The 20,168-nt window shown below is 52.8% G+C and carries 17 protein-coding genes; 14 read left to right on the top strand and 3 right to left on the bottom strand.

The window, feature by feature from the left end; translation table 11 throughout:
* Positions 1-93: 93 nt before the first annotated feature.
* The 9 genes from bcp to msrB all read left to right on the top strand — a co-directional run bounded on the left by bcp (position 94) and on the right by msrB (position 7,257).
* Positions 94-543 (top strand): thioredoxin-dependent thiol peroxidase, encoded by a 450-nt coding sequence (gene bcp / locus FAES_RS25630; protein WP_015334112.1) that lies wholly within the window; start codon positions 94-96, stop codon positions 541-543.
* Between the two features lie 42 nt (positions 544-585).
* Complete coding sequence (locus tag FAES_RS25625) at positions 586-1,458, top strand: transketolase (RefSeq protein WP_015334111.1); 873 nt, start codon at positions 586-588, stop codon at positions 1,456-1,458.
* Between the two features lie 63 nt (positions 1,459-1,521).
* Positions 1,522-2,499 carry an AAA family ATPase gene (locus tag FAES_RS25620; protein ID WP_015334110.1) on the top strand — a complete coding sequence of 326 codons (978 nt, stop codon included), beginning with the start codon at positions 1,522-1,524 and terminating at the stop codon, positions 2,497-2,499.
* Positions 2,493-3,068 (top strand): DUF4276 family protein, encoded by a 576-nt coding sequence (locus FAES_RS25615; protein WP_015334109.1) that lies wholly within the window; start codon positions 2,493-2,495, stop codon positions 3,066-3,068. The genes FAES_RS25620 and FAES_RS25615 overlap by 7 nt, the downstream gene beginning before the upstream one ends.
* Before the next feature lie 47 nt (positions 3,069-3,115).
* A complete protein-coding gene (locus FAES_RS25610; RefSeq protein ID WP_015334108.1) occupies positions 3,116-4,069 on the top strand; it encodes a transketolase family protein in 954 nt (317 codons plus the stop codon).
* A 100-nt stretch (positions 4,070-4,169) separates the two neighbouring features.
* Positions 4,170-4,730 carry an RNA polymerase sigma factor gene (locus FAES_RS25605; RefSeq protein WP_015334107.1) on the top strand — a complete coding sequence of 187 codons (561 nt, stop codon included), beginning with the start codon at positions 4,170-4,172 and terminating at the stop codon, positions 4,728-4,730.
* A gap of 30 nt (positions 4,731-4,760) precedes the next feature.
* Positions 4,761-5,240 carry a hypothetical protein gene (locus FAES_RS25600; RefSeq protein WP_015334106.1) on the top strand — a complete coding sequence of 160 codons (480 nt, stop codon included), beginning with the start codon at positions 4,761-4,763 and terminating at the stop codon, positions 5,238-5,240.
* 81 nt (positions 5,241-5,321) lie between these two features.
* Positions 5,322-5,753 (top strand): hypothetical protein, encoded by a 432-nt coding sequence (locus tag FAES_RS25595; protein ID WP_148289451.1) that lies wholly within the window; start codon positions 5,322-5,324, stop codon positions 5,751-5,753.
* A gap of 988 nt (positions 5,754-6,741) precedes the next feature.
* Entirely contained in the window at positions 6,742-7,257 is a 516-nt protein-coding gene (msrB, locus tag FAES_RS25590) for a peptide-methionine (R)-S-oxide reductase MsrB (protein ID WP_015334104.1), read from the top strand.
* 47 nt (positions 7,258-7,304) lie between these two features.
* On the opposite strand, the gene FAES_RS25585 is transcribed toward msrB, so the two are convergent.
* A complete protein-coding gene (locus tag FAES_RS25585; protein WP_051054318.1) occupies positions 7,305-8,027 on the bottom strand; it encodes a Bax inhibitor-1/YccA family protein in 723 nt (240 codons plus the stop codon).
* 166 nt (positions 8,028-8,193) lie between these two features.
* On the opposite strand from FAES_RS25585, the gene FAES_RS25580 reads away from it, so the two are divergent.
* Positions 8,194-9,258: a DUF6807 domain-containing protein gene (locus tag FAES_RS25580; protein ID WP_015334102.1), complete on the top strand. Its 1,065-nt coding sequence runs from the start codon at positions 8,194-8,196 to the stop codon at positions 9,256-9,258.
* An 88-nt stretch (positions 9,259-9,346) separates the two neighbouring features.
* On the opposite strand, the gene FAES_RS25575 is transcribed toward FAES_RS25580, so the two are convergent.
* Complete coding sequence (locus tag FAES_RS25575) at positions 9,347-10,477, bottom strand: ABC transporter substrate-binding protein (RefSeq protein WP_015334101.1); 1,131 nt, start codon at positions 10,475-10,477, stop codon at positions 9,347-9,349.
* Positions 10,478-10,716: 239 nt separating this feature from the next.
* Here FAES_RS25575 and tssD point away from each other — a divergent pair, with 239 nt between their 5' ends.
* The 4 genes from tssD (at position 10,717) to FAES_RS25560 (ending at position 18,985) form a co-directional block, all read left to right on the top strand.
* On the top strand, positions 10,717-14,922 hold the full coding sequence (tssD, locus tag FAES_RS25570) for a type VI secretion system tube protein TssD (RefSeq protein WP_015334100.1): 4,206 nt from the start codon (positions 10,717-10,719) through the stop codon (positions 14,920-14,922).
* A 24-nt stretch (positions 14,923-14,946) separates the two neighbouring features.
* Complete coding sequence (locus FAES_RS29805) at positions 14,947-15,588, top strand: pentapeptide repeat-containing protein (protein WP_083891511.1); 642 nt, start codon at positions 14,947-14,949, stop codon at positions 15,586-15,588.
* A gap of 28 nt (positions 15,589-15,616) precedes the next feature.
* A complete protein-coding gene (locus tag FAES_RS29330; RefSeq protein ID WP_051054316.1) occupies positions 15,617-16,456 on the top strand; it encodes an RHS repeat domain-containing protein in 840 nt (279 codons plus the stop codon).
* An 867-nt stretch (positions 16,457-17,323) separates the two neighbouring features.
* Positions 17,324-18,985: a S8 family serine peptidase gene (locus FAES_RS25560; RefSeq protein ID WP_015334098.1), complete on the top strand. Its 1,662-nt coding sequence runs from the start codon at positions 17,324-17,326 to the stop codon at positions 18,983-18,985.
* A gap of 29 nt (positions 18,986-19,014) precedes the next feature.
* Here FAES_RS25560 and FAES_RS25555 read toward each other — a convergent pair whose 3' ends face one another.
* Complete coding sequence (locus FAES_RS25555) at positions 19,015-20,151, bottom strand: type I restriction endonuclease (RefSeq protein WP_015334097.1); 1,137 nt, start codon at positions 20,149-20,151, stop codon at positions 19,015-19,017.
* Between the last annotated feature and the right edge of the window lie 17 nt (positions 20,152-20,168).

Here is a 20,168-nt window from a genome sequence, read left to right as displayed (position 1 = left end):
GTGCATTCTAGCTATACCTACCTAACCGAAAAGCGGTACGACGTTGAACTTTAGCCGGTTCAAAATGTATGTTTGTGCCAAAATTTTGACGCTATGGCTCTCTCTGTCGGCGATCCTGCCCCCAACTTTACCACTCACGATCAGCACGGCAACCCGTTGCAGTTGTCCGATTTCAAGGGCAAAAAGGTAGTGCTTTACTTTTACCCGAAAGATGATACGTCGGGCTGTACGGCGCAGGCCTGTAGCCTCCGCGACAACTACACCGAGCTGAAACAGGCGGGCTACGAGGTGATCGGCGTGAGTGTTGACAGTGAAGCGTCGCACCAGAAATTCATCAAGAAATATGACCTGCCCTTCACCCTGGCTGCCGACACCGACAAAGCGGTGGTGGAGGCCTACGGCGTGTGGGCAGAAAAGTCGATGTATGGTCGGACGTACATGGGTACGGTACGGAAAACCTTCATCATCGACGAAAATGGCATCATCATCAACATCATCGAGAAAGTAGATACCAAAAACCACGCAAAACAAATTTTAGAGTAGTCATTTGCCTTTGGCGGACCGCACCCGTGACGCCGAAGGCAAATGACTTTGAAGATTATGGAAATCGAACAACTTGAACACATCGCGTCGCAGGTACGTCGCGATATTCTGCGGATGGTAACCGCCGTCAATTCAGGCCACCCGGGTGGGTCGCTGGGCTGCACCGATTTATTTGTCGCGCTGTATTTCGACGTAATGCGTCTGAAACGCGGGGCCGACGGGCACCCCATTTTCGACATGGATGGGAAAGATGAAGACCTGTTCTTCCTCTCCAACGGCCACATCTCACCGGTGTTTTACTCGGTGCTGGCGCGGGCGGGCTACTTCCCTGTTTCGGAACTGGCTACCTTCCGCAAGATCGACAGCCGCTTGCAGGGCCACCCCACCACCGCCGAACACCTGCCGGGTATCCGGATCGCGTCGGGGTCACTGGGACAGGGTTTGTCGGTAGCCGCCGGTGCCGCGTTCGCCAAAAAGCTGAACAAAGACGACAAGCACGTGTATGTGCTGATGGGCGACGGTGAGCAGCAGGAGGGCCAAATCTGGGAAGCCGCGCAGTTTGCCCCCAACAAGAAACTGGGCAACCTCACGGCCATCATCGACTACAACCTGGCGCAGATCGACGGCACCACGATGGGCGTCAACGACAACCGTGACCTGGCGGCGAAGTACAGAGCCTTTGGCTGGAACGTGGTGGAGATGCAGGGCAACGACATGGCCGACATCATCAAAACTCTGAAAGACGCCAAGAGCGACCCCGACGTACCCACGCTGATCCTGATGCACACGCTGATGGGCTACGGCGTCGACTTTATGCAGGGTAACTACAAGTGGCACGGCACGGCGCTCAGCACCGAGCAACTCGCCAACGCCCTCGGCCAACTGCCCGTTTATGCCGGCCAGGAAGATTATTAATCCGCCTCTGATAAATCAAACCTTGTAGGTTTTAAAAACCTATAAGGTTTGGGGTTGCCAGTCATGCAGATCAAACGCCTCGTCATCGAAAATTTCAAGTCCATTGAACGGATCGAGCTCATCGAGCCCAATCCGTTCACGGTCTTTGTCGGCCCCAACGGCTCCGGCAAATCGACTATTTTCGAAGCGTTGGAGTTTGTGAACCTTAATGGTCTTTTTGGTCGTGATTTGGCTTTAAGTTTTGTAAGAGGCTTGGACACTATCAGAAGAAGACAAGCAACTGAATCAAGCTACAGAATGGAGATTCAGTTGGAACATAATTCTGTAACCGTTGATCCTTCCCTCATTACTGACCCGAGGATACCAACAGACTTTCTCCAAGATTCTGATGCAGTTGTCGCTAGAGATGAAGTCAACAGTTTTTTATTAAAATTTACCCGCCTTTTTATTGGTAATGACAGCCTTATCAAGCTGAATTTTACTGACGATCTTCGCCTAACAATCTCTGCTTCTAATCTGGAAGCGGTCCTTAAACGGCTTCTTAACGATCCAATTGTAAACGAGGAAATTCACGAGTGGCTGACACTATTCATTCCTGGCTTCAAAAAGATCGAGGTAGTTTCAGGTGCGTTTGATAGTAAGGATACGTTACTCGTCTATGAACAGACAGTCGAAAAGCCGTTTACCAAAGACCTGATTTCTGATGGGACATACAATATCATTGCCCTACTGACGGCTGTTTACCAGTCTGAGGAACCGCAGTTTCTGTGTATCGAAGAACCTGAGAACGGGCTTCACCCTCAGGTGCTGATGTCACTCATTGAGTTCTTCCGAACGATGTGCGCAGAGAAAGGTCATTATATCTGGCTCAATACGCACTCTGAAGCAGTAGTTCGGAAATTGACTACCGACGAGTTGATTCTGGTCAACAAGGTGAATGGCACCACGCAAGCGAAGCAGATCAAAGGAAAGGCTATCTATGATATTCCAACCGATGAAGCGTGGCTTACAGGTACGTTAGGAGGAGGTTTGCCATGGTGAAAGTGGGCTTTCTTGTGGAAGGCGGATGCGAGCGCATTGTGCTGAAATCCGCTGCCTTTCAGGCATACTTAGCCGAAAAGCAAATTCAGCAAACCGGCGATGTGATTGATATGGATGGTAAGGGCAATCTCACAGTGAGCAGTAAACGGATGCAGAGCCAGGTGAAAACATTGCGTGATCTGGGTGCTGAATGGATTGTCGTCTTGCGTGACCTGGACAATGCCGCTTCGTTTGACACCGTGAAAGCGGAGGTTTATCAAGCTGATGACATTATCGCCTGCCTGGCTGTGCAAGAGTTAGAAGCTTGGTTTGTAGCGGATTCAGGTACGTTGTCTGTGCTGTTCGGTACGTCGTTTTATCACGACGCCCCAGAAACGATTCCAAGACCAGCCGCTTTTTTGCATGATCAACGTGTGCAGTACACACAGCGGGGTATCAGAGACAAGAAAGGATTTGCAACGGCTATGGTCAATAATGGGTTCTCCATCGAACGAGCGGCGGCGCACCCTAACTGCCCGTCGGCGCGGTATTTTTTAACCAAATTGCAAACCCTCGCTTCAGCGAATTAATTAACCGGGACACGTACCTGCCGGGTACGTCGCCAGCATAAACGACTATGACAAAATTCGAGTATACCGACAAAAAAGACACCCGGTCGGGCTTCGGCGCGGGGATTTATGAGCTGGGCAAAACCAACCCCAACGTGGTGGCCCTCACCGCCGACCTCGCCGGGTCGCTGAAGCTCGATAATTTCATCAAGGAGTTTCCCGACCGCTTCATCCAGTGCGGGATCGCTGAGGCCAACATGATTGGCGTATCGGCGGGCCTCACCATCGGCGGGCACATTCCGTTTGCCACCACGTTTGCCAACTTCGCCACGGGGCGGGTGTATGACCAGATCCGGCAATCGGTGGCGTATTCAAAGAAGAACGTCAAAATCTGCGCCTCGCACTCCGGCCTGACGCTGGGCGAAGATGGCGCTACGCACCAGATTCTGGAAGACCTGGGCATGATGAAGATGCTGCCCAACATGACGGTCATCAATACCTGCGACTACAACCAGACCAAAGCCGCTACCATCGCCATCGCCGAATACGACGGGCCGGTATACCTGCGGTTTGGCCGTCCGGTGTTGCCCGTGTTCACGCCGGCCGATCAGAAATTCGAGATCGGAAAAGCCTGGCACATGAGCGAGGGCGACGCCTGCTCGGTGTTCGTTACGGGTAACCTGGTGTGGGAGGCCGTGCTGGCTGGCGAGCAACTGGCCGCCGAAGGCATCGAGATCGACCTGATCAATATTCACACGATTAAACCGTTGGATACAGAGGCGGTGCTGGCGTCGGTGAAAAAAACCGGTTGCGCCGTATCCGTGGAAGAACACAACATTCTGGGTGGTCTGGGCGAGAGCATCGCGCACACGCTGACGCAAAATCTGCCGAGCCCGCAGGAATTTGTGGGAACGAAAGATACCTTTGGCGAAAGCGGCACGCCCGACCAGCTGCTGGAAAAATATGGCCTGAAAGCCGCTAATATTGTTGACGCCGTCAAGCGGGCGATGGCACGGAAATAATGATGAATGATAAATGATGAATGATGAATTAAGCCTGAGCGCCAGCTATTGCTGATTTTCAGAGCGGTGGTTCATCATTTATCATTCATCATTCTTAACAATGACTGACCAGGAACTACTCGAAAAATACCGCGATCCGTCGAGTCGGAACTATGCCTTTAATCTGTTGGTGAAAAAGTACCAGCAGAAAATCTATTGGCATATCCGGAAGATGGTGATCGACCACGACGATACCGACGACCTCGTGCAGGAGACGTTCGTGAAGGTATGGGCGAGTCTGGAACAGTTTCGGGGCGACAGTCAGTTGTACACATGGATTTATCGCATTGCCACCAACGAATGCCTCAACTTTCTGAATAAGAAGCGGCGGCGCTTTTTTCTGCCGATTGGCGACGTGGAAGGTGAACTGATGGAGAAGCTCGAGAGCAACTCCGACTACACCACCAGCGGCGGCGATCCAAGCGGCGAGGAAGTGCAGATGGCGTTGCAAAAAGCCTTGCTCAAATTGCCTGACAAACAACGGCTTGTTTTCAATATGAAGTATTTCGACGATATGAAGTATGAGGAGATTTCGGAGATTACAGGTACGTCGGTTGGCGCGTTGAAAGCATCGTATCACCTGGCCGTCAAAAAGATCGAGGATTTTTTAACCAACCGTTAAACCTCTACACCGGCTGAACGTCAAAGCAATATGAACAGTAAACAACCGATACGATTGGAAGAACTGGATGCGGGCCATCCGCTTCGTCGGCATCCGATAGAGTCGATGCAGGCCGGTGTTCCCGACGGTTACTTCGATACGCTGGCTTCCCGGGTGCAGGCACGAGTGGCCAAGCCGCAGGAAACCACGCCGCTGATCAGCTGGTCGTGGGGCCGCACGGTAGCCTCATTGGCGGGTGCCGGGCTGGTGGCCGCGTTGGTCTGGATTACCTGGCCGCAGCAGCAGCATAGCCTGGGGCAGGAGTCGCTGAGCGGGGTAAGCGATGCCGCGATTGTCGCTTACCTGGATGAACAGGGGCTTAACCCCGACGAAGTGCAGACGATGCAACCTAATCAGGCCATCAACAGCGATTCGACGACCATTCAATACCTCGACCTTCAGCCCGATGCCATCCGGCGCGAGTTGGATATGCAGGATATCAGTGAAGAACTAAACACCGTCGGTTCTTAATCTTGACGCTGCTGTCAGTCGGCAGTGGACGTGACAACAATGTCGAATGACAACAGGGAGTCTAATGACTATATTGCTACTATGAGACAGTTATTTTTAGCCATTCTACTACTGACGACCCTCTCGCTGACCCATGCTGAGGCACAGAACGGCTCGCAGAAAATTGAATCGGCAAAGATTGGCTACATTACCAACCGGCTGAACCTAACCACCGAGCAGGCGCCCCAGTTTTGGGCCGTTTACAGCGATTATAACGGCAAGAAGAAGGAACTGAACCGCAAAATCCGTCAACTGACCGGCGAAAACACAAAGCAGGGCGTCATTGATGACAAAGCCGCCTTATCGAACCTGAAGGAGATCAACGCTGCCCGGCAGAGTCTGGGTGAACTGGACGATCAGTACATGTCGCGCTTCCTGAAAGTAATTACCCCTCAGCAGCTTCAGGAATTGTACAAAGCCGAGCGGAATTTCAACCGCATGTTGCTCGAAAAACTTAATAGCGGGCAAGACTAAGCCCACGCGATCTCGCCGAAAAACCTGCCTGTATCGGGATCAATGACTGCGGTTGTTGATCCCGATACAGGCAGGTTTTTTTGTTTTCAGTCGCCCAAACCAGGCCACGCCAATACTCAAAGACTATGCCTAACCCAATAGCCAGTTGGTGATTGGCTGGTGCTCAAGTTGTCGGATTTAAGAAAGTGAGACGTCCGGATGGCATCATATGTCTTTTTTTACCTGAAAGGCCCGCTGTAAGCTAGCACATACGTCATTTTACGTTCAGAAATTATTTTGCCCGGCTCGCCAAAAAGATAATGGCGTATTAATTGTATTTATCGAATCATGCCGGTTTGTGATGCAGAAGAAACTACCGGCCCCACCGAACAAAATCAGTCTATACGTTTTATGTACCAGCTTTTATCTGAAGCCAGACCGTTGCGAATGAATGTGTCCTACCCATTGCCCCTACGAGGACGGCATCGGTGAGAAGGACAGAATCGATTGAGTAAAGCAGCAACTAGGCAACGCGTATTCGTCGAGCTCTAATGGTGCCTTTGTTCACCGTATTGCACTGCATTACGCCAGCTTACTAAGTCATTTTTACCACGTCTAAGCGCATGGCCAGCGAAATTATAGTGGGCGTTATCGGGCTCTGGATCATTGCCTGTCTGACTATTCTGATCGTGCTCATTATTCGTAATCTCAGGCGTAATAAACCGGACGAATAAATACGAAAAATGAGCGGTCAAGTCGGTTATAACTACCGCGCCGAGTTTACCAGTTTGGAGAGTGAGGTTTGTTTAGTTTTTAAGTAAGATCGTTTGATTGAATTTACTGGAAAATGTAGGTTCTTTTTTGGGTTAGAGTGTCACTCAGGGGCGGACCGCTGGTCTGTCTCTGAGTTTTTTTATGCCTGTGTTTCGGGAGCTAATTGGCGTATCGCCTTGTTGCTAAACTGGCGGCCAGCAACGTACCTGACGTTGTTTAAAACCGCCCGTTTCTAGTGTCGACCAACCGCCTTTTTCTGATAAGTGCGCTGCTGCTGATCGGCGCACTGGTGCTGTATGGCTATTATGGCGCTACGCCCCGGCCACCGCATCAGCGCCCACCCGGCGCAACGTCGCCGCTGGGCAGGCGGGTGGTAAAAACCGATCGGGCGTGGCGTGACCAGCTGAGCCGGGCGCAGTATGCGGTGATGTGGGGCGGCGAAACCGAATGGCCCAACAGCAGCGCCCTCACAACCGAGCATCGGGCCGGTACGTATCACTGCGCGGGGTGCCATAATCCGCTGTTTTCGTCGGCGACCAAATTTGAGTCGCATACGGGCTGGCCCAGTTTCTACGCCGCTATCGTCGACAATGCCGTCTATACCGAACCCGATGGCAACCGCACCGAGGTACGTTGCGCGGTCTGCGATGCGCACCTTGGTCACGTTTTCAACGACGGCCCAGACCCCACCGGCCTGCGCTATTGCCTCAACGGGGATGCGTTGACGTTTGCGCTAGCCACCAAAAAATAAGGTCTGACCACTGCTGGCCAGACCGTTCTTGCGACAGGTAATCGGGTTTATTTCCGATTGCCCAGGAAGCGCAACAGGTACAGAAACAGATTGATAAAGTCGAGGTAAAGCCTCAGTGCGCCCAGGATGGCTTCCTTGCGGTCTTCGTCGGTACCGGCGTTGCCGATGACGTTCATCGCCTTAATTTTCTGGGTGTCGTAGGCGGTTAGTCCCGTAAAAATCAGTACGCCCGCAAAGCTGCTGATCCAATATAGTGTCTCGCTGTGCATGAACAGGTTGGCGACCGAGGCAATGATAAGGCCAATGAGGGCCATCAGTAGCAGGTTCCCCCAGCGCGTTAGGTCTGATTTGGTAACGTACCCGTAAGCGCTCATGGCACCGAAGGTACCGGCCGTAACGAAAAACGTTGACGCGATAGACCCGCCGGTGAAGACCAGAAAAATCGACGCCAGCGTGAGGCCGTTCAGGGTCGCGTAGACCAGAAACAGAATGGTTGCCGTAGTGGCTGTCAGGCGGTTGATCATGGCCGAGATTGCCATCACCAGCCCTACTTCCGCCAGGAGCAGCCCGTAAAAAACAAGCCGGTTGCCGAAGATGATCGTCAGCAACGTTTCAGACGAGGCTGTCCAGATGGAGATGGAGGCAGTAACGAGCAGAGCAACGGTCATCCAGCCGTAGACCTGCGTCATGAAGGTAGCCTGCTCGCGCTCGATGGCTTCCGGTGAGAGAAAGGTAGGCTGAAAGGGCGATTGGTTTGGTCTAGATTCCATGCAGTTGACGCGGTTTAGTAATCGCAATATAGAAAAAAGTACAGGTTGCCTTACGCACATTTTCTGTCTACTTGTGCGACGTCACAGCGCTATCGACTAAATGGCGAGCCGCAAAGTAACCTGGTCTTGGTTTTGGCTTTATGAGTTCTAAACCAACCCGATTGCTATGCGTTTTTCTCCTGCTTTGTGGCTGCTTGCGTTGCCGTTGCTGTCAGCACAAACCTCCCTTGACCGAATGGATAACCCGCCCGCCAAGAAACAACAGGTGACGTTGAAACGAGGCAAAGAGCGGGTCGACGTGCTGGTTGACGGCAAACTGTTTACGGCCTACATCTACCCCGATGCGTCGGTATTGAAGAAAGGTGCCCTGTTCCCGATCCTGACCGCCACCGGGAACCCGATCACGCGCGGCTGGCCAATGGAACCCCGCCCCGGCGAGCGCGTCGATCACCCGCACCACGTGGGTATGTGGTTCAACTACGGCGACGTAAATGGCCACGACTTCTGGAACAACTCCAACGATATCGACCCCAGCCACAAAAGCCCGATGGGTACCATCGTAACCACCAACATTGCCCGGCTGAATGAAGTAGGCAACCGGGCGGAGCTGACCGTTGAGGCCGATTGGCGGGGTAAAGACGGTAAGACCATGCTCCGGGAAACGACCCTGTTTACGTTTGAGGCCGATGGCGCCACACGCCGCATCGACCGGCAAACAACGCTTACGGCGCTGGATCAGGACGTGACGTTCAAAGACAACAAGGAAGGGATGATTGCCGTGCGCGTGGCCCGGCAGCTGGAACACCCCTCTACCAAGCCCGAGGTGTTTACCGACGCTAGCGGGAAGGCCACGCCTGTGGCCGCGCTCAACAACGAAGGCGTAACCGGCAAGTACCTGAGTGCCAAAGGGGTCGAGGGTGATGCCGTGTGGGGTACGCGTGCCCCCTGGGTCGAGCTCACCGGTACGTTACCCGGCAATGAGGCCGTAAGCGTCACGCTCTTTGATCACCCCAAAAACGTGGGTTACCCTACCTACTGGCACGCTCGCGGCTATGGGTTGTTTGCGGCAAACCCGATGGCACCGAGCGTGTTTTCGAACGGAAAAGAGGCGGCTATGGATTACGTGCTGAAAGCCGGTAAGTCGCTGACGTTCCGCCATCGGCTGCTGATTGAGCCGGGTACGGCAACGGCCCAACAGCTAAACAAAGAGGCCGAGCGCTTCGGGAAATAACATAGACGCCGGACTCGCGTCGGCCAACAGGTCTGGAGCAGCGCCACGGAGCGGGTCTGTTTCAGACCTGTTTTGCCGTATGACAGGCCTAAATGCACAGGTACGTGTTGTACCAGTTGGCGTAATTGGGTAATAAGCCCTGAGCCAGCAGACTGTCGACGGCCTCGCCAACCGCCAACTCGGGTGTTAAGCCTGCCAGTTGGCAAAGCCCCGATTGGTCGGCTTCCAGCGAGGCTGCGTACATCGGCCCGGCTGAGTAATGCGTTACGGGGTTCATCGCGATGGAACCGCGTGGGCTGTCGAACATAAGCGTATCTAACTCACCCAGGTCGGCATAATCCTGTGTACCGAGTTGGTCCAGGTACGTTGGCAGAAACGAAGCCGCTTCGTAAGCCAGCAGCGAAAACAGATTAGGCTGCCGGCCCCGTCGACGCAACGCGGTCTGAAACTGATCGTTGAGCGGGTTCGACAAGTGCGTCGACCAGGGGACGTACCCACGAATGCCGTCGAGCCGGTAAGGCACTGTAGCCAGCATTTGTTCTTCCAGCGTCAGTGGCGATACCCAGGTCGGGGCGTGTTGTGGTAATTGGGCGTAGAGGTTGTAAAACTGACTGGCCATGTCGCCCGAGTAAATGGCCGTAATGGCCTGCGCTTTGCCCTCCGCAAGGCCGGTTTGCACCTCGGCCAGCGTTACATCCGCCGCTTTGTGGGCCGTGATGACATACTTACCCATTTCGCTGTTGCCAGCCAAAACGCCGTGCATCAGTGCGTAGCCCTGTAGATAGCCCCCTTCGTAGAACGAGGCCACCTGCATAACCTTACCAAGAGCGGCGGCGTCCCGACCAATGAGCCAGCTGCCCACGCAGGCCTGAAGCGAGTGGTGGTAGATGTGGGACGAAGGCGGAAGGCCAGCAAAAAACTCACCCACTACATCGAGCAACAGCAACAGCCGGTTGGCGGTGGCAAACGTGGGGGCAAGAGCGTCAGAAACGCGGCGGCTCAGCATACCAACCACGACGTCGGCCCCTTCCTGAAGCAGTAACTTCTGGACTTTAGCCTGCACGTCCAGCGTATCCGTCCCAAAGTTGACGCCCTCGATCAGCACCCGGGTGTTGGAGATGCCCGCCTGCAGAAGCCCCGCTTTCAGGCCATCGGTGATGTCAAACGGTAGGGTAGGATAAAGCGATGATTGAGGAAGCAGTAAGCCAATGGTAGTCATAGGGTAGGAAAGAAACCGAGCGCATAAAAGTGGTCGTTCGGTCCGGATTCGTCAAGAGTATTTACTAGAGGGTACTAGCCAAGTACGTGACGATGTCGCCGTTTGATCAAAATGGTTGCATTTGGGGCCTTGTTGAATTGTAGGGCACGTACATTAGTGGATAATCAGCTTATCCGTTGCGTTGCGAACGGCCAGATAGCCAGTCGTAGTGGCTCATGGCGCGGCGGATTGCGTAAGATATGGCATCATTCACGGCCTTTTTGGAAGTAGGCGGGAAGAAATACCCCCTGTATCGGTATGAACTCTACGTGCGTCAGGAGGTCGACGAATTGGGTCGGCCAGCTTCGCCTGTGTTGGGTGGTACCATCACGTGTACGCTGACTATTCCTGCCGATCAGGATTCATTTCTGTATCAGTGGATGCTGTCGCCGACCATGCAGCAGGATGGTAAAGTGCGCTTAGTAGAGGCTGCGTCTAAAGCGACCGAGAAGACCATCAGCTTCTTCAATGCTTATTGTACGGGGCTGGACATCAGCTTTCTGCCGGGTCAGGGTGGTGGTTCTTCGTCCAGGGTAGGCAGTAGTCAAGTTCAGCTACAGATCAGCCCCCAGCGAATTGCGATAGGGGCCGTTGTGCATGACAATAATTGGCCGCTGGAAAGCCACGGCGCCGGCGAATCGTTCGGCAAGCAGACATCTACTACTAGTAGGCCTAAAAAGAACGAAGAGGAACCCAGTGCCTTCACGGAAGGTCTACACACCGTGCTGGATGTGGTGGGCATGATTCCGGTACTGGGCGAAGTGGCCGACGCGGCCAATGCCGCCATCTATCTGGCCGAGGGGCGCTATGGCGAGGCTGCCCTGAGCGCGGCGTCTATGATTCCGCTGGCCGGTAACGCCGTTGGTGCGGCGAAGTTGGCCCGGCGTGGTCTGAAGTTGGTACAGAAAGCAGAAAGGGTAGTCCCAACCAAGCTGCTAACGAAACTCGATGAGGTGAAAGCCGCCGGCAAGGAACTGTGCACAAAGGTGGGTCACCCCATTGATGTAGCCACGGGCCTGCTGTTTACAGAAGCTGTCGATTTCAGCCTGCCCGGCCCAATCCCCTTTGCCTGGGAACGTACCTGGTACTCGGCTTCCGATTATCGGGGACCACTCGGGTATGGCTGGCATCATCGTTATGATCTGGGCTTAGCGCTTGACAGGGCTACCAACGTTGCCGTGTTGCGAATGGCCGATGGCCGACAAGTGGCCTTTGAACCACCACAACGGCCCGATCAGCCCGTATTCGACCGAACAAGCGGACTGGCCCTGCATCGACCACTCGTTACGGATGGATCGCCGACTCCGTGGTTAGTTTTCAATCGGGCTGAAGGGCTATGGTATACGTTTGCGCCACCAGCAGGGGATGGGTCGTATCAGCCGTTGCATACGATCGAAAACAGCACGGGGCAGTTTATCGGATTTCGCTATCACGCCAACCGGCAGCTGGATCAGATCACCGATTCGGCGGGCCGTCTCCTTACTGCTGCCTACAACGAGCACGGGCAACTGATAGCCCTGAGTGGGCCTGACCCCGACGACAGCAGTGCGCAGATGCCACTGGTGCGCTATACCTATGATGCATTGGGGAACCTGACCACCGTGACCGACGCAGAAGGGAACCAGGCCCAGTATCGGTTCGCGGGTCATCAACTGATTCAGGAGACCAACGCTGTCGGGCTTAGCTTTTATTTTGAGTATGAAACCAACCCCCAGCCTGGTTTACCGGCCCGCTGCATCCATACCTGGGGCGACGGGGGGATCTTCGACACGAAGCTCACCTACATCGATCGCGAGACAACATTGGTATGGGATAGCTACGACCAGCAAACCCGGTACAGCCATCAACGTGGGGTTGTTACGGAGCAGACAGACCCACTAGGCAACGTCCAGCGGTGGTTGTATAATGACTTTAACCAGCTGCTGGCGCAAACCGATGGGCTGGGCCAGACGACACAATACCGCTACGACGAATCGGGTAATCTGCTATCAACCCGTTATGCCGACGGCAGTAGCCAATATACCGATTACGACGAGGACGATCGGCCCATTGCCTATACCGATGCCAGAGGTAGCCTGTGGCTATACAGCTATAATGAGCAAGGCTTGCTCATTGGGCAAACCGATCCGCTGGGTGCGCAAACCCGCTATGGCTACGACGAGCAGGGAAGGCTCGTTACCGTTGTCAATGCGCTGGAACAAACCACGCAGCTTCGCTACGATGATGCGCATCAACTGGCGCACATCATCACTCCGGACGAGCAAATCCGATCAAGAGGTTATGATGCGCTTGGGCGTTTGATAACCCTGACTGATCCAACGGGTGCCGTTCAGGCGCGCCGCTATGATCGGTTAGGGCAACTGGTTCAGCTTACCGAGCCCGACGGAGCGCAGCAAACGCTGGTTTACGATGGCGTGGGAAATGTAATTGAAGCCCGTCAGGGTGAGCAGGTGGTCCAGTTTACGTATACCGGCCAAAGTCGGTTGAGTCAGCGTCGGCAGGCCGGGCAGCAGGTGGGTTTTAGCTACGACAAAGAAGGTCGGCTGACGGGCTTGACCAACGAAGCAGGCCTGCTGTATCGCTTTGGGTTGGACGCCAACGGGCAGGTAATTGAAGAAGAAGGCTTCGATGGCTTGCTTCGCCGGTATGAACGCGACGCGGCTGGCCGGGTGACCACCGTGTTGCGCCCCGCCGACCGATACACTGCCTACGAGTACAGCCCAACCGGCCAGATCAGGACGGTGCAGTATAGCGATGGTACTACCGAACGGTACGACTACGATGAAGCGGGTGCCTTAATCCGGGCCGATAACGAAGTGGCGGCTGTACACCTAGAGCGCGACGCGCTGGGCCGGGTACGTCGGGAATCGCAGGGCGAGCATTGGATTGAGTACAGCTACGACGCGCTGGGGCAACGTACCCAGGTACGTTCGTCGTTGGGGGCTGATCTGGGGCTTGAGTATGATGCGCTGGGCAACGTGAGTCAGATGGCGGCGGGGCGTTGGCAGGCGCAGTTTGGCTATGACAGCCGGGGGCTGGAGATGCAGCGTACCCTGAGTGGCAACCTCCAGATTGGCTGGCAACGCGACGCGGTGGGTCGGCCTACCCAGCAGCGCATCACGGCGGGGGGCAGCGCCACGCGCCAACGTACCTACCAATGGCAAACGGGGGATATCCTTAGCCAGATTGAGGACAGCCTCACGGGCTCAAACCGCTACGAGCACGACGTATTCGGTGCGTTGACCAAAGCGCACTATGGCGATGGGAGCCAGGAACTGCGGCTGCCCGATGCGGTGGGTAACCTCTACGAAAGCGAAGCCAAAGACGACCGACAGTATGGGCCGGGTGGGCAGCTTCTCAGCAGTCGGCAGGCGACATATCACTACGACGCGGAGGGCAAACTGACGCAGAAGATCACCCGCAAGGGCGAGGTCTGGCAGTATGCGTGGGCGGGCAACGGCACGTTGACTAGCGTGTTGCGCCCCGATGGTCACCGCGTGGCGTTCACCTACGACGCGCTGGGTCGTCGTCTCAGTAAGAGTTACAAAGGCAAGACGACGTATTGGCTATGGGAAGGCAACAAGCCCCTCCACGAATGGACAGCGGTGGGCTTGGACGGTACCAACACCGAGGCGGTCATCACCTGGCTTTTCGAGGAAGATAGCTTCGCGCCCATCGGCAAGTTACAGGGTGCTAGCCGCCAGAGCATCCTGACCGATCACCTGGGTACGCCGCTGGACATGGTGGATCAGCGTGGGCAACGTACCTGGGCGGCCCAGACGACGGCCTACGGGCGGGTACGCATCGAGGCAGGCACACGTTCAGATTGTCCCTTCCGCTTTCAGGGCCAGTACGAGGACGTGGAGACGGGCCTGTACTACAACCGCTTCCGCTACTACGACCCGCAGGAGGGAAGCTACGTGAGTCAGGATCCGATACGGCTAATTGGCGGTGACAAATTTTATACGTACGTTATCAATCCAACGTTGTACATTGATCCTTCCGGACTTAGTTGCGAAATAACCAAGAAACTTCAAAAACATGCTGATGAAGCCCGTGTTGAAGCTATTCTGTCTCCTAAGCAGCAGGCTTCAATTCAACGATCCCGCAATCGTGCTGCTGCTGCAACAGATCCAAAGGTTAAGGCATATCATGAAGCTTACGTAACACGTAAAGAAAGGTTATATATGGGTACCCAGGTAGATACGCGGTTCAAAGCCAAGGTTGATGCTGACCCTGATTTAGCTCATCTAAGCACTACCCCCCGTGGTAAAGTTGGGCCTGATGTCTATGATCTTAAGGCTAATAGGTATTGGGATTTGACGACAAAAGCTGATTGGGATAAGGGGACACATCAAGCTAAATATGACAAGGATTTTGGAGCCGGTACTGGGATTTTCTGGTAATTTAGGGTTTTAAATGTCAAAATTATGGAAAAGAATACAAATCATAAAGGGGTTACGTGGGATTTGAAAACTAGAATTATTGAAAATGTTTTCAGTAATTGTGATTTTACTCAAACTAATTTTAATAGTGCTATTTTTGATAAAGTAATATTTGTAGACTGTTATTTTGATAAGACAGGTGTGTCAGGTTCTAAGCTTTTTCATAAATCAAGTTTTAAAAACTGCCAGTTTATGGGAGTAAACTTTTATAATTCCACTTTTGGCAGTAATGATGGTAATTATGAAGATTGTTTATTTTTTAAATGTAATTTTCAGGGAAAAGAGTTTAATTTTACGAACTTCATTAATTGTCGTTTTGATAATTGCAAGTTAAAAAATATAAACTTTAATGGTAGTTCTTTCGATGGATGTAATTTCATTGGTAAGTTGAGCGATATTACATTTAATGGTATATATGATACAAATAAAGGAAGAATGCCGGTTTTGAAAAATGTAAACTTTTATGAGAGTGTATTTGGTGAATTTGTGACTTTTATAGATTGTGATTTTTCTACAATAACCCCACCTAAAGGTCAATCATTCGATTCCATACTTTACAAACTGTATGAGAGCCAGCCTAATGTATTGAGTAGTGGGTCTAAGGACCGCATCGTAATTAAATCATAATTTTTACTGGTATTGAAAGCTCAATTTCGTGCACGAGCAGGCCATGGTGGACCTGGACGGCACCAACACCGAGGCGGTCATCACCTGGCTTTTCGAGGAAGATAGCTTCGCGCCCATCGGCAAGTTACAGGGTGCTAGCCGCCAGAGCATCCTGACCGATCACCTGGGTACGCCGCTGGACATGGTGGATCAGCGTGGGCAACGTACCTGGGCGGCCCAGACGACGGCCTACGGGCGGGTACGCATCGAGGCAGGCACACGTTCAGATTGTCCCTTCCGCTTTCAGGGCCAGTACGAGGACGTGGAGACGGGCCTGTACTACAATCGCTTCCGCTATTATGATCCGCAGCAAGGGAACTATGTGAGTCAGGATCCGATTCGGTTGCTGGGTGGAGCGGAATTATATGCTTATCCTCATAATCCATCGTCTTGGGTAGACGGTTTCGGACTCGTTAAGCTCCCTAAAGGATTCAGGAGTTTTGGACAGTATCGACAGTTTGCCCAATCTATTAAGGGGCAACTCACACGGATGGGGTATCCAAATGTAACTCCGCTTATGCAGGGCAGCGCGGTTACGGGCGTTAGTCATGATACGAGCAAGCTGTTCGAGGTTGGGCGGGTGAGCGACTTCGACGTTGCATTAGCGGACAAAGACCTCTACGAGAAAGCAAAATCTTTTGGCTTGACCAAAGGGGGCGGTAGCCGAGTGCAACCCATCGACTCGGATGAGTTGGCCGATAGGCTGAATCTCAAACCCATGCGTGACAAACTCAGTAAGTTAGCGGGTCGTCCAGTCAACTTTATGATCTTCCCAGATAAAGAAGCGGAGAAGGCCAAAGCGGTGAGCATGACCATGCCTTGTTCTTAAGTAAATCAGGTTAAAATAGACAGTGAAATGATGCTTACCTAAACTGAAAAGATTTAGTAACTTTCACTCATCTTGAGCCGTTTATACAAGTATGGTTAAAAAGTATTACTGTCTATATGGGGCAAGTGGTAATGACGTTGATAGCGTTGCTGATCAAATTGCCTCATTACTTGAGGTGGCCTTCACCCGTAGGCATTCCTCATACTCTGGTGATTATTGTCTTTACAGGGGGACACTAGCTGATGAATTAAGTATAATGAGTAATTATAATTCCACCGAGAATGACTGGCGAGAAGAGGCATTTAAAGACTACCAAATTTTAGTGTATGTATCGAATAGCTCTGGTAAGAGCTTGGACAGACAGAGTAGGTCAGAACATATCAAGCATGTCCTTGTCGACGCGGGTAAGATGCCTTTGCTGAGAGAACGAATTATAGAATCAAACGCTTAACCTAATTTATTGTCTGTCAATAAAGCAGTTATTAATCTAATGCATACTGATAAAATGCCTGTGTGTTAAATAAAGAAGATAGTTAGCCAAGTTGACATTGGATAAAGAGAGGTTATGTATCCTAGAGACTAGCACGGTTTTCTTCCATTAGCTATCTGAGCCAGCTTAGCCCCATCGGTAAGTTGCAGGGGCGAGTCGCCAGGGCATCCTGACCGGCCAGGTACGCTGCTGGACATGGCCGATCAGAGAGGGTAACGTATCTGGATAATGCAAACCGCATCGTTAGTATGGGCGATTTATCGGTCATTATCGTACCTGAGTAGCGCTTGTGCAGCAGCCGTTTAAGCCCGCTTTTTTTGATTTAAATAACAAAATCCGGTGTGCAGAAATGGGGGGCGTTTGCGTTATTTACGGTAATGAGACACAAAACGTATTGGATTCGGCCCGTTGCAATGGCCGTTTGCGCTGGCCTTGGCATCGCCACACAAGCCCTGGCCCAATCGATGGTTGTGAAACCACAAGGCCAATTTGATCAATGGTCCTACAAGGACCCCGCTACTGACTCGATTCCCGGCATTAGCCTCGATAAAGCCTATCAACTGCTGAAGGGGCGCAAATCGGTACCCGTCACGGTTGGGGTGGTCGATTCGGGTATTGATATAGCTCACGAAGACCTGCGCGACGTGGTTTGGGTAAACCCGAATGAGAAGCCGGGCAACAACGCCGACGACGATAAAAACGGGTACGTCGATGATCTGAACGGCTGGAATTTTATGGGAGCGAAAGATGGCACAACCTACGAAGCCGATCAGGACGAGGTCACGCAGATTATCACGCTCTGGGAGCCCAAATACGGTAATGCCGACCGGACCAAACTCTCGCCTGCCCAGCAGAAGCAGTATGATATCTACCAGAAAGCCAAAGCCCGCGTTGGGGAGGCCGATTCCCGGTTTGCGTACTGGCGCTACGTCGTCCGAGATCAGACGCGCTACGAAGCCGGTATCGACCAAGTGATTCAGGCGGTGAAAGACAAACCCTTTTCGGCCGAAAGCATTGCCAGTGCCGAGGTTGGCAAAGACTCAGCTGCGCTGGGTGCCCGGTCGTTTATGAGCGAACTGTTCATGGCCCAGTTCGGCACTTTCCAGAATATGGGCGATCGCCTAAAACTAGTGTACTCGCGGCTAAAACCGCTGCTCGAAGGCGAGATCGATAAGCACGAAAAGGAAGTCGCTACCGCCAAGAATGGCCGCAAAGCCGTCGGTGACAATCCCGACGACCCAACCGAGCGGTACTACGGTAGCCCGAAACTGGTCATCGGCAACTCGGAAGAACTGGCCATGCACGGTACCCACGTAGCGGGCATCATCGGTGCCAAACGAGGGAATAACGTGGGGGTGGACGGTGTGGCTGATAACGTCCGTCTGATGATGGTCGGCGTTGTGCCCAGCGGTGGCGACGAGCGCGACAAAGACGTGGCCAATGGCATTCGGTATGCCGTCGATAATGGCGCCAAAGTAATCAATATGAGCTTTGGCAAGCGGTTTTCGCCCTACAAAGATGCCGTCGATGCGGCCATCCGTTACGCCGAGTCAAAAGACGTGCTGTTGGTCCACGCGGCTGGCAACAACGCCGAGAATGTCGACTCGCTACCAACGTACCCACGGCCGCAGTACGAAGACGGCCAACTCGCGAAAAACTACATCACGGTAGGTAATTCGACCCGCCGGATGGATTCGGGTCTGCCTGCGTCGTCGTCAAACTACGGACAGACGAGTGTCGATCTGTTTGCCCCCGGCACCGATATTGACGCTACCACGCCCCACAGCACCTACCAGAGCCTGACCGGCACGAGTATGGCTGCTCCGTGCGTGGCGGGTGTGGCCGCACTGCTTCGGTCGTATTTCCCTAAACTGACCGCTGTGCAGGTAAAGGAAATCCTGATGAAGAGTGCTTACAAACCCGATATCATGGTGCGCGTGCCCGGCACCAACCGAATGGCCCCGTTCAGCACCCTCAGCATTTCGGGCGGCATCGTCAACGCGGCCGAAGCCGTGAAGCTAGCCATGACGGTAAAGTAGCAGTTAATTGGCCGGTGCGCCACCTAATTCTAGTTCGTGAACAAGGCCCGATGATGGATCATCGGGCCTTGTTTGTGGTTGCTATATGTACAACGCCAACGTCTGCAACAGGCGTTCTTCATGCGTGAAAATGTCATTTCATGCGTGAAAATGTCATTCAGACCTGTCAGCTCATACCTGGTTTCTTTCTTGGCCTCATCCAGGAAGGCGATGTATTTTTTCTGTGTGTTGAAATAAAGCCGGCATAAAGGCTTTCGATTGTTGTCGTCGAGGAGGATGGCAAAGTAGGTCTGGGCGTCGCGATGGACAATACGGGTGGGATCGACTTTGGTCCGAAGCAGTGCCCGCACGATGTAGAAACCTTCCAGCTCATCGGCCGTCGTGACAATCAGCGACCCGTTCTTCTCGTCAATAGCTACTGTCTCGACTGCGGGCGTAGCAACGCTGCCTTCTTCCTGGCTAAGTGCTGTTTTAAGGCGATCGGCAATTTGATCCGAAAAGGTATGCTGAAATGATTTACGCACCAGACCGGTAAAATAATCCATCATTTTGGCGTTGAGCATACCGGGGTAAACCTGTTTGGCAAAATGCCGCACGAGCATGTCGGACGGATTGGCCAATTCGTGTTGGATCAGGCCTTTTAATTCGCCCGTATATTTAAGATCGCTGGCCGTCGAAATAATCTGCTCGACATCGAAATAGGATTTATGAAACTTCTTAAGCTCCTCAATTTGATTGTCCCGTAAATCGAGCATGTTGATTTCCAGAAATGGCTTTTCGTCCATTTTATTGGGCTCTGTCAAATCGGTGTAGAAGCGATAAATAATACCGTTTGTCAACACACCAAAACGAGCCGATGTCACATGAAAATAGCGTAGAAGCTGATTGTCGTGCAGCGTAAGGCTTTGAGCCCAGTGTTTGCACTCGATAAGCATGCAGGGGGTTTTCTCATCCCGCAAAATGGCGTAATCAACCTTCTCGCCTTTTTTAGTGCCAATGTCGCTGATGAATTCAGGGACAACTTCCAGGGGGTTGAAGACGTCATACCCCAGGCATTGAATAAAGGGTAGAATGAGCGCCGTTTTAGTGGCTTCTTCGGTAAGGATCGATTCTTTAAGTTTAACCACGCGATCGCCTAATTGGCGAATCTGATCTTTGAAATCCATTGTCGGTAAGGGGGATA

It is taken from the genome of Fibrella aestuarina BUZ 2, assembly GCF_000331105.1.
GTDB lineage: Bacteria > Bacteroidota > Bacteroidia > Cytophagales > Spirosomataceae > Fibrella > Fibrella aestuarina.
This window is presented reverse-complemented; position numbering and strand designations above follow the sequence as displayed.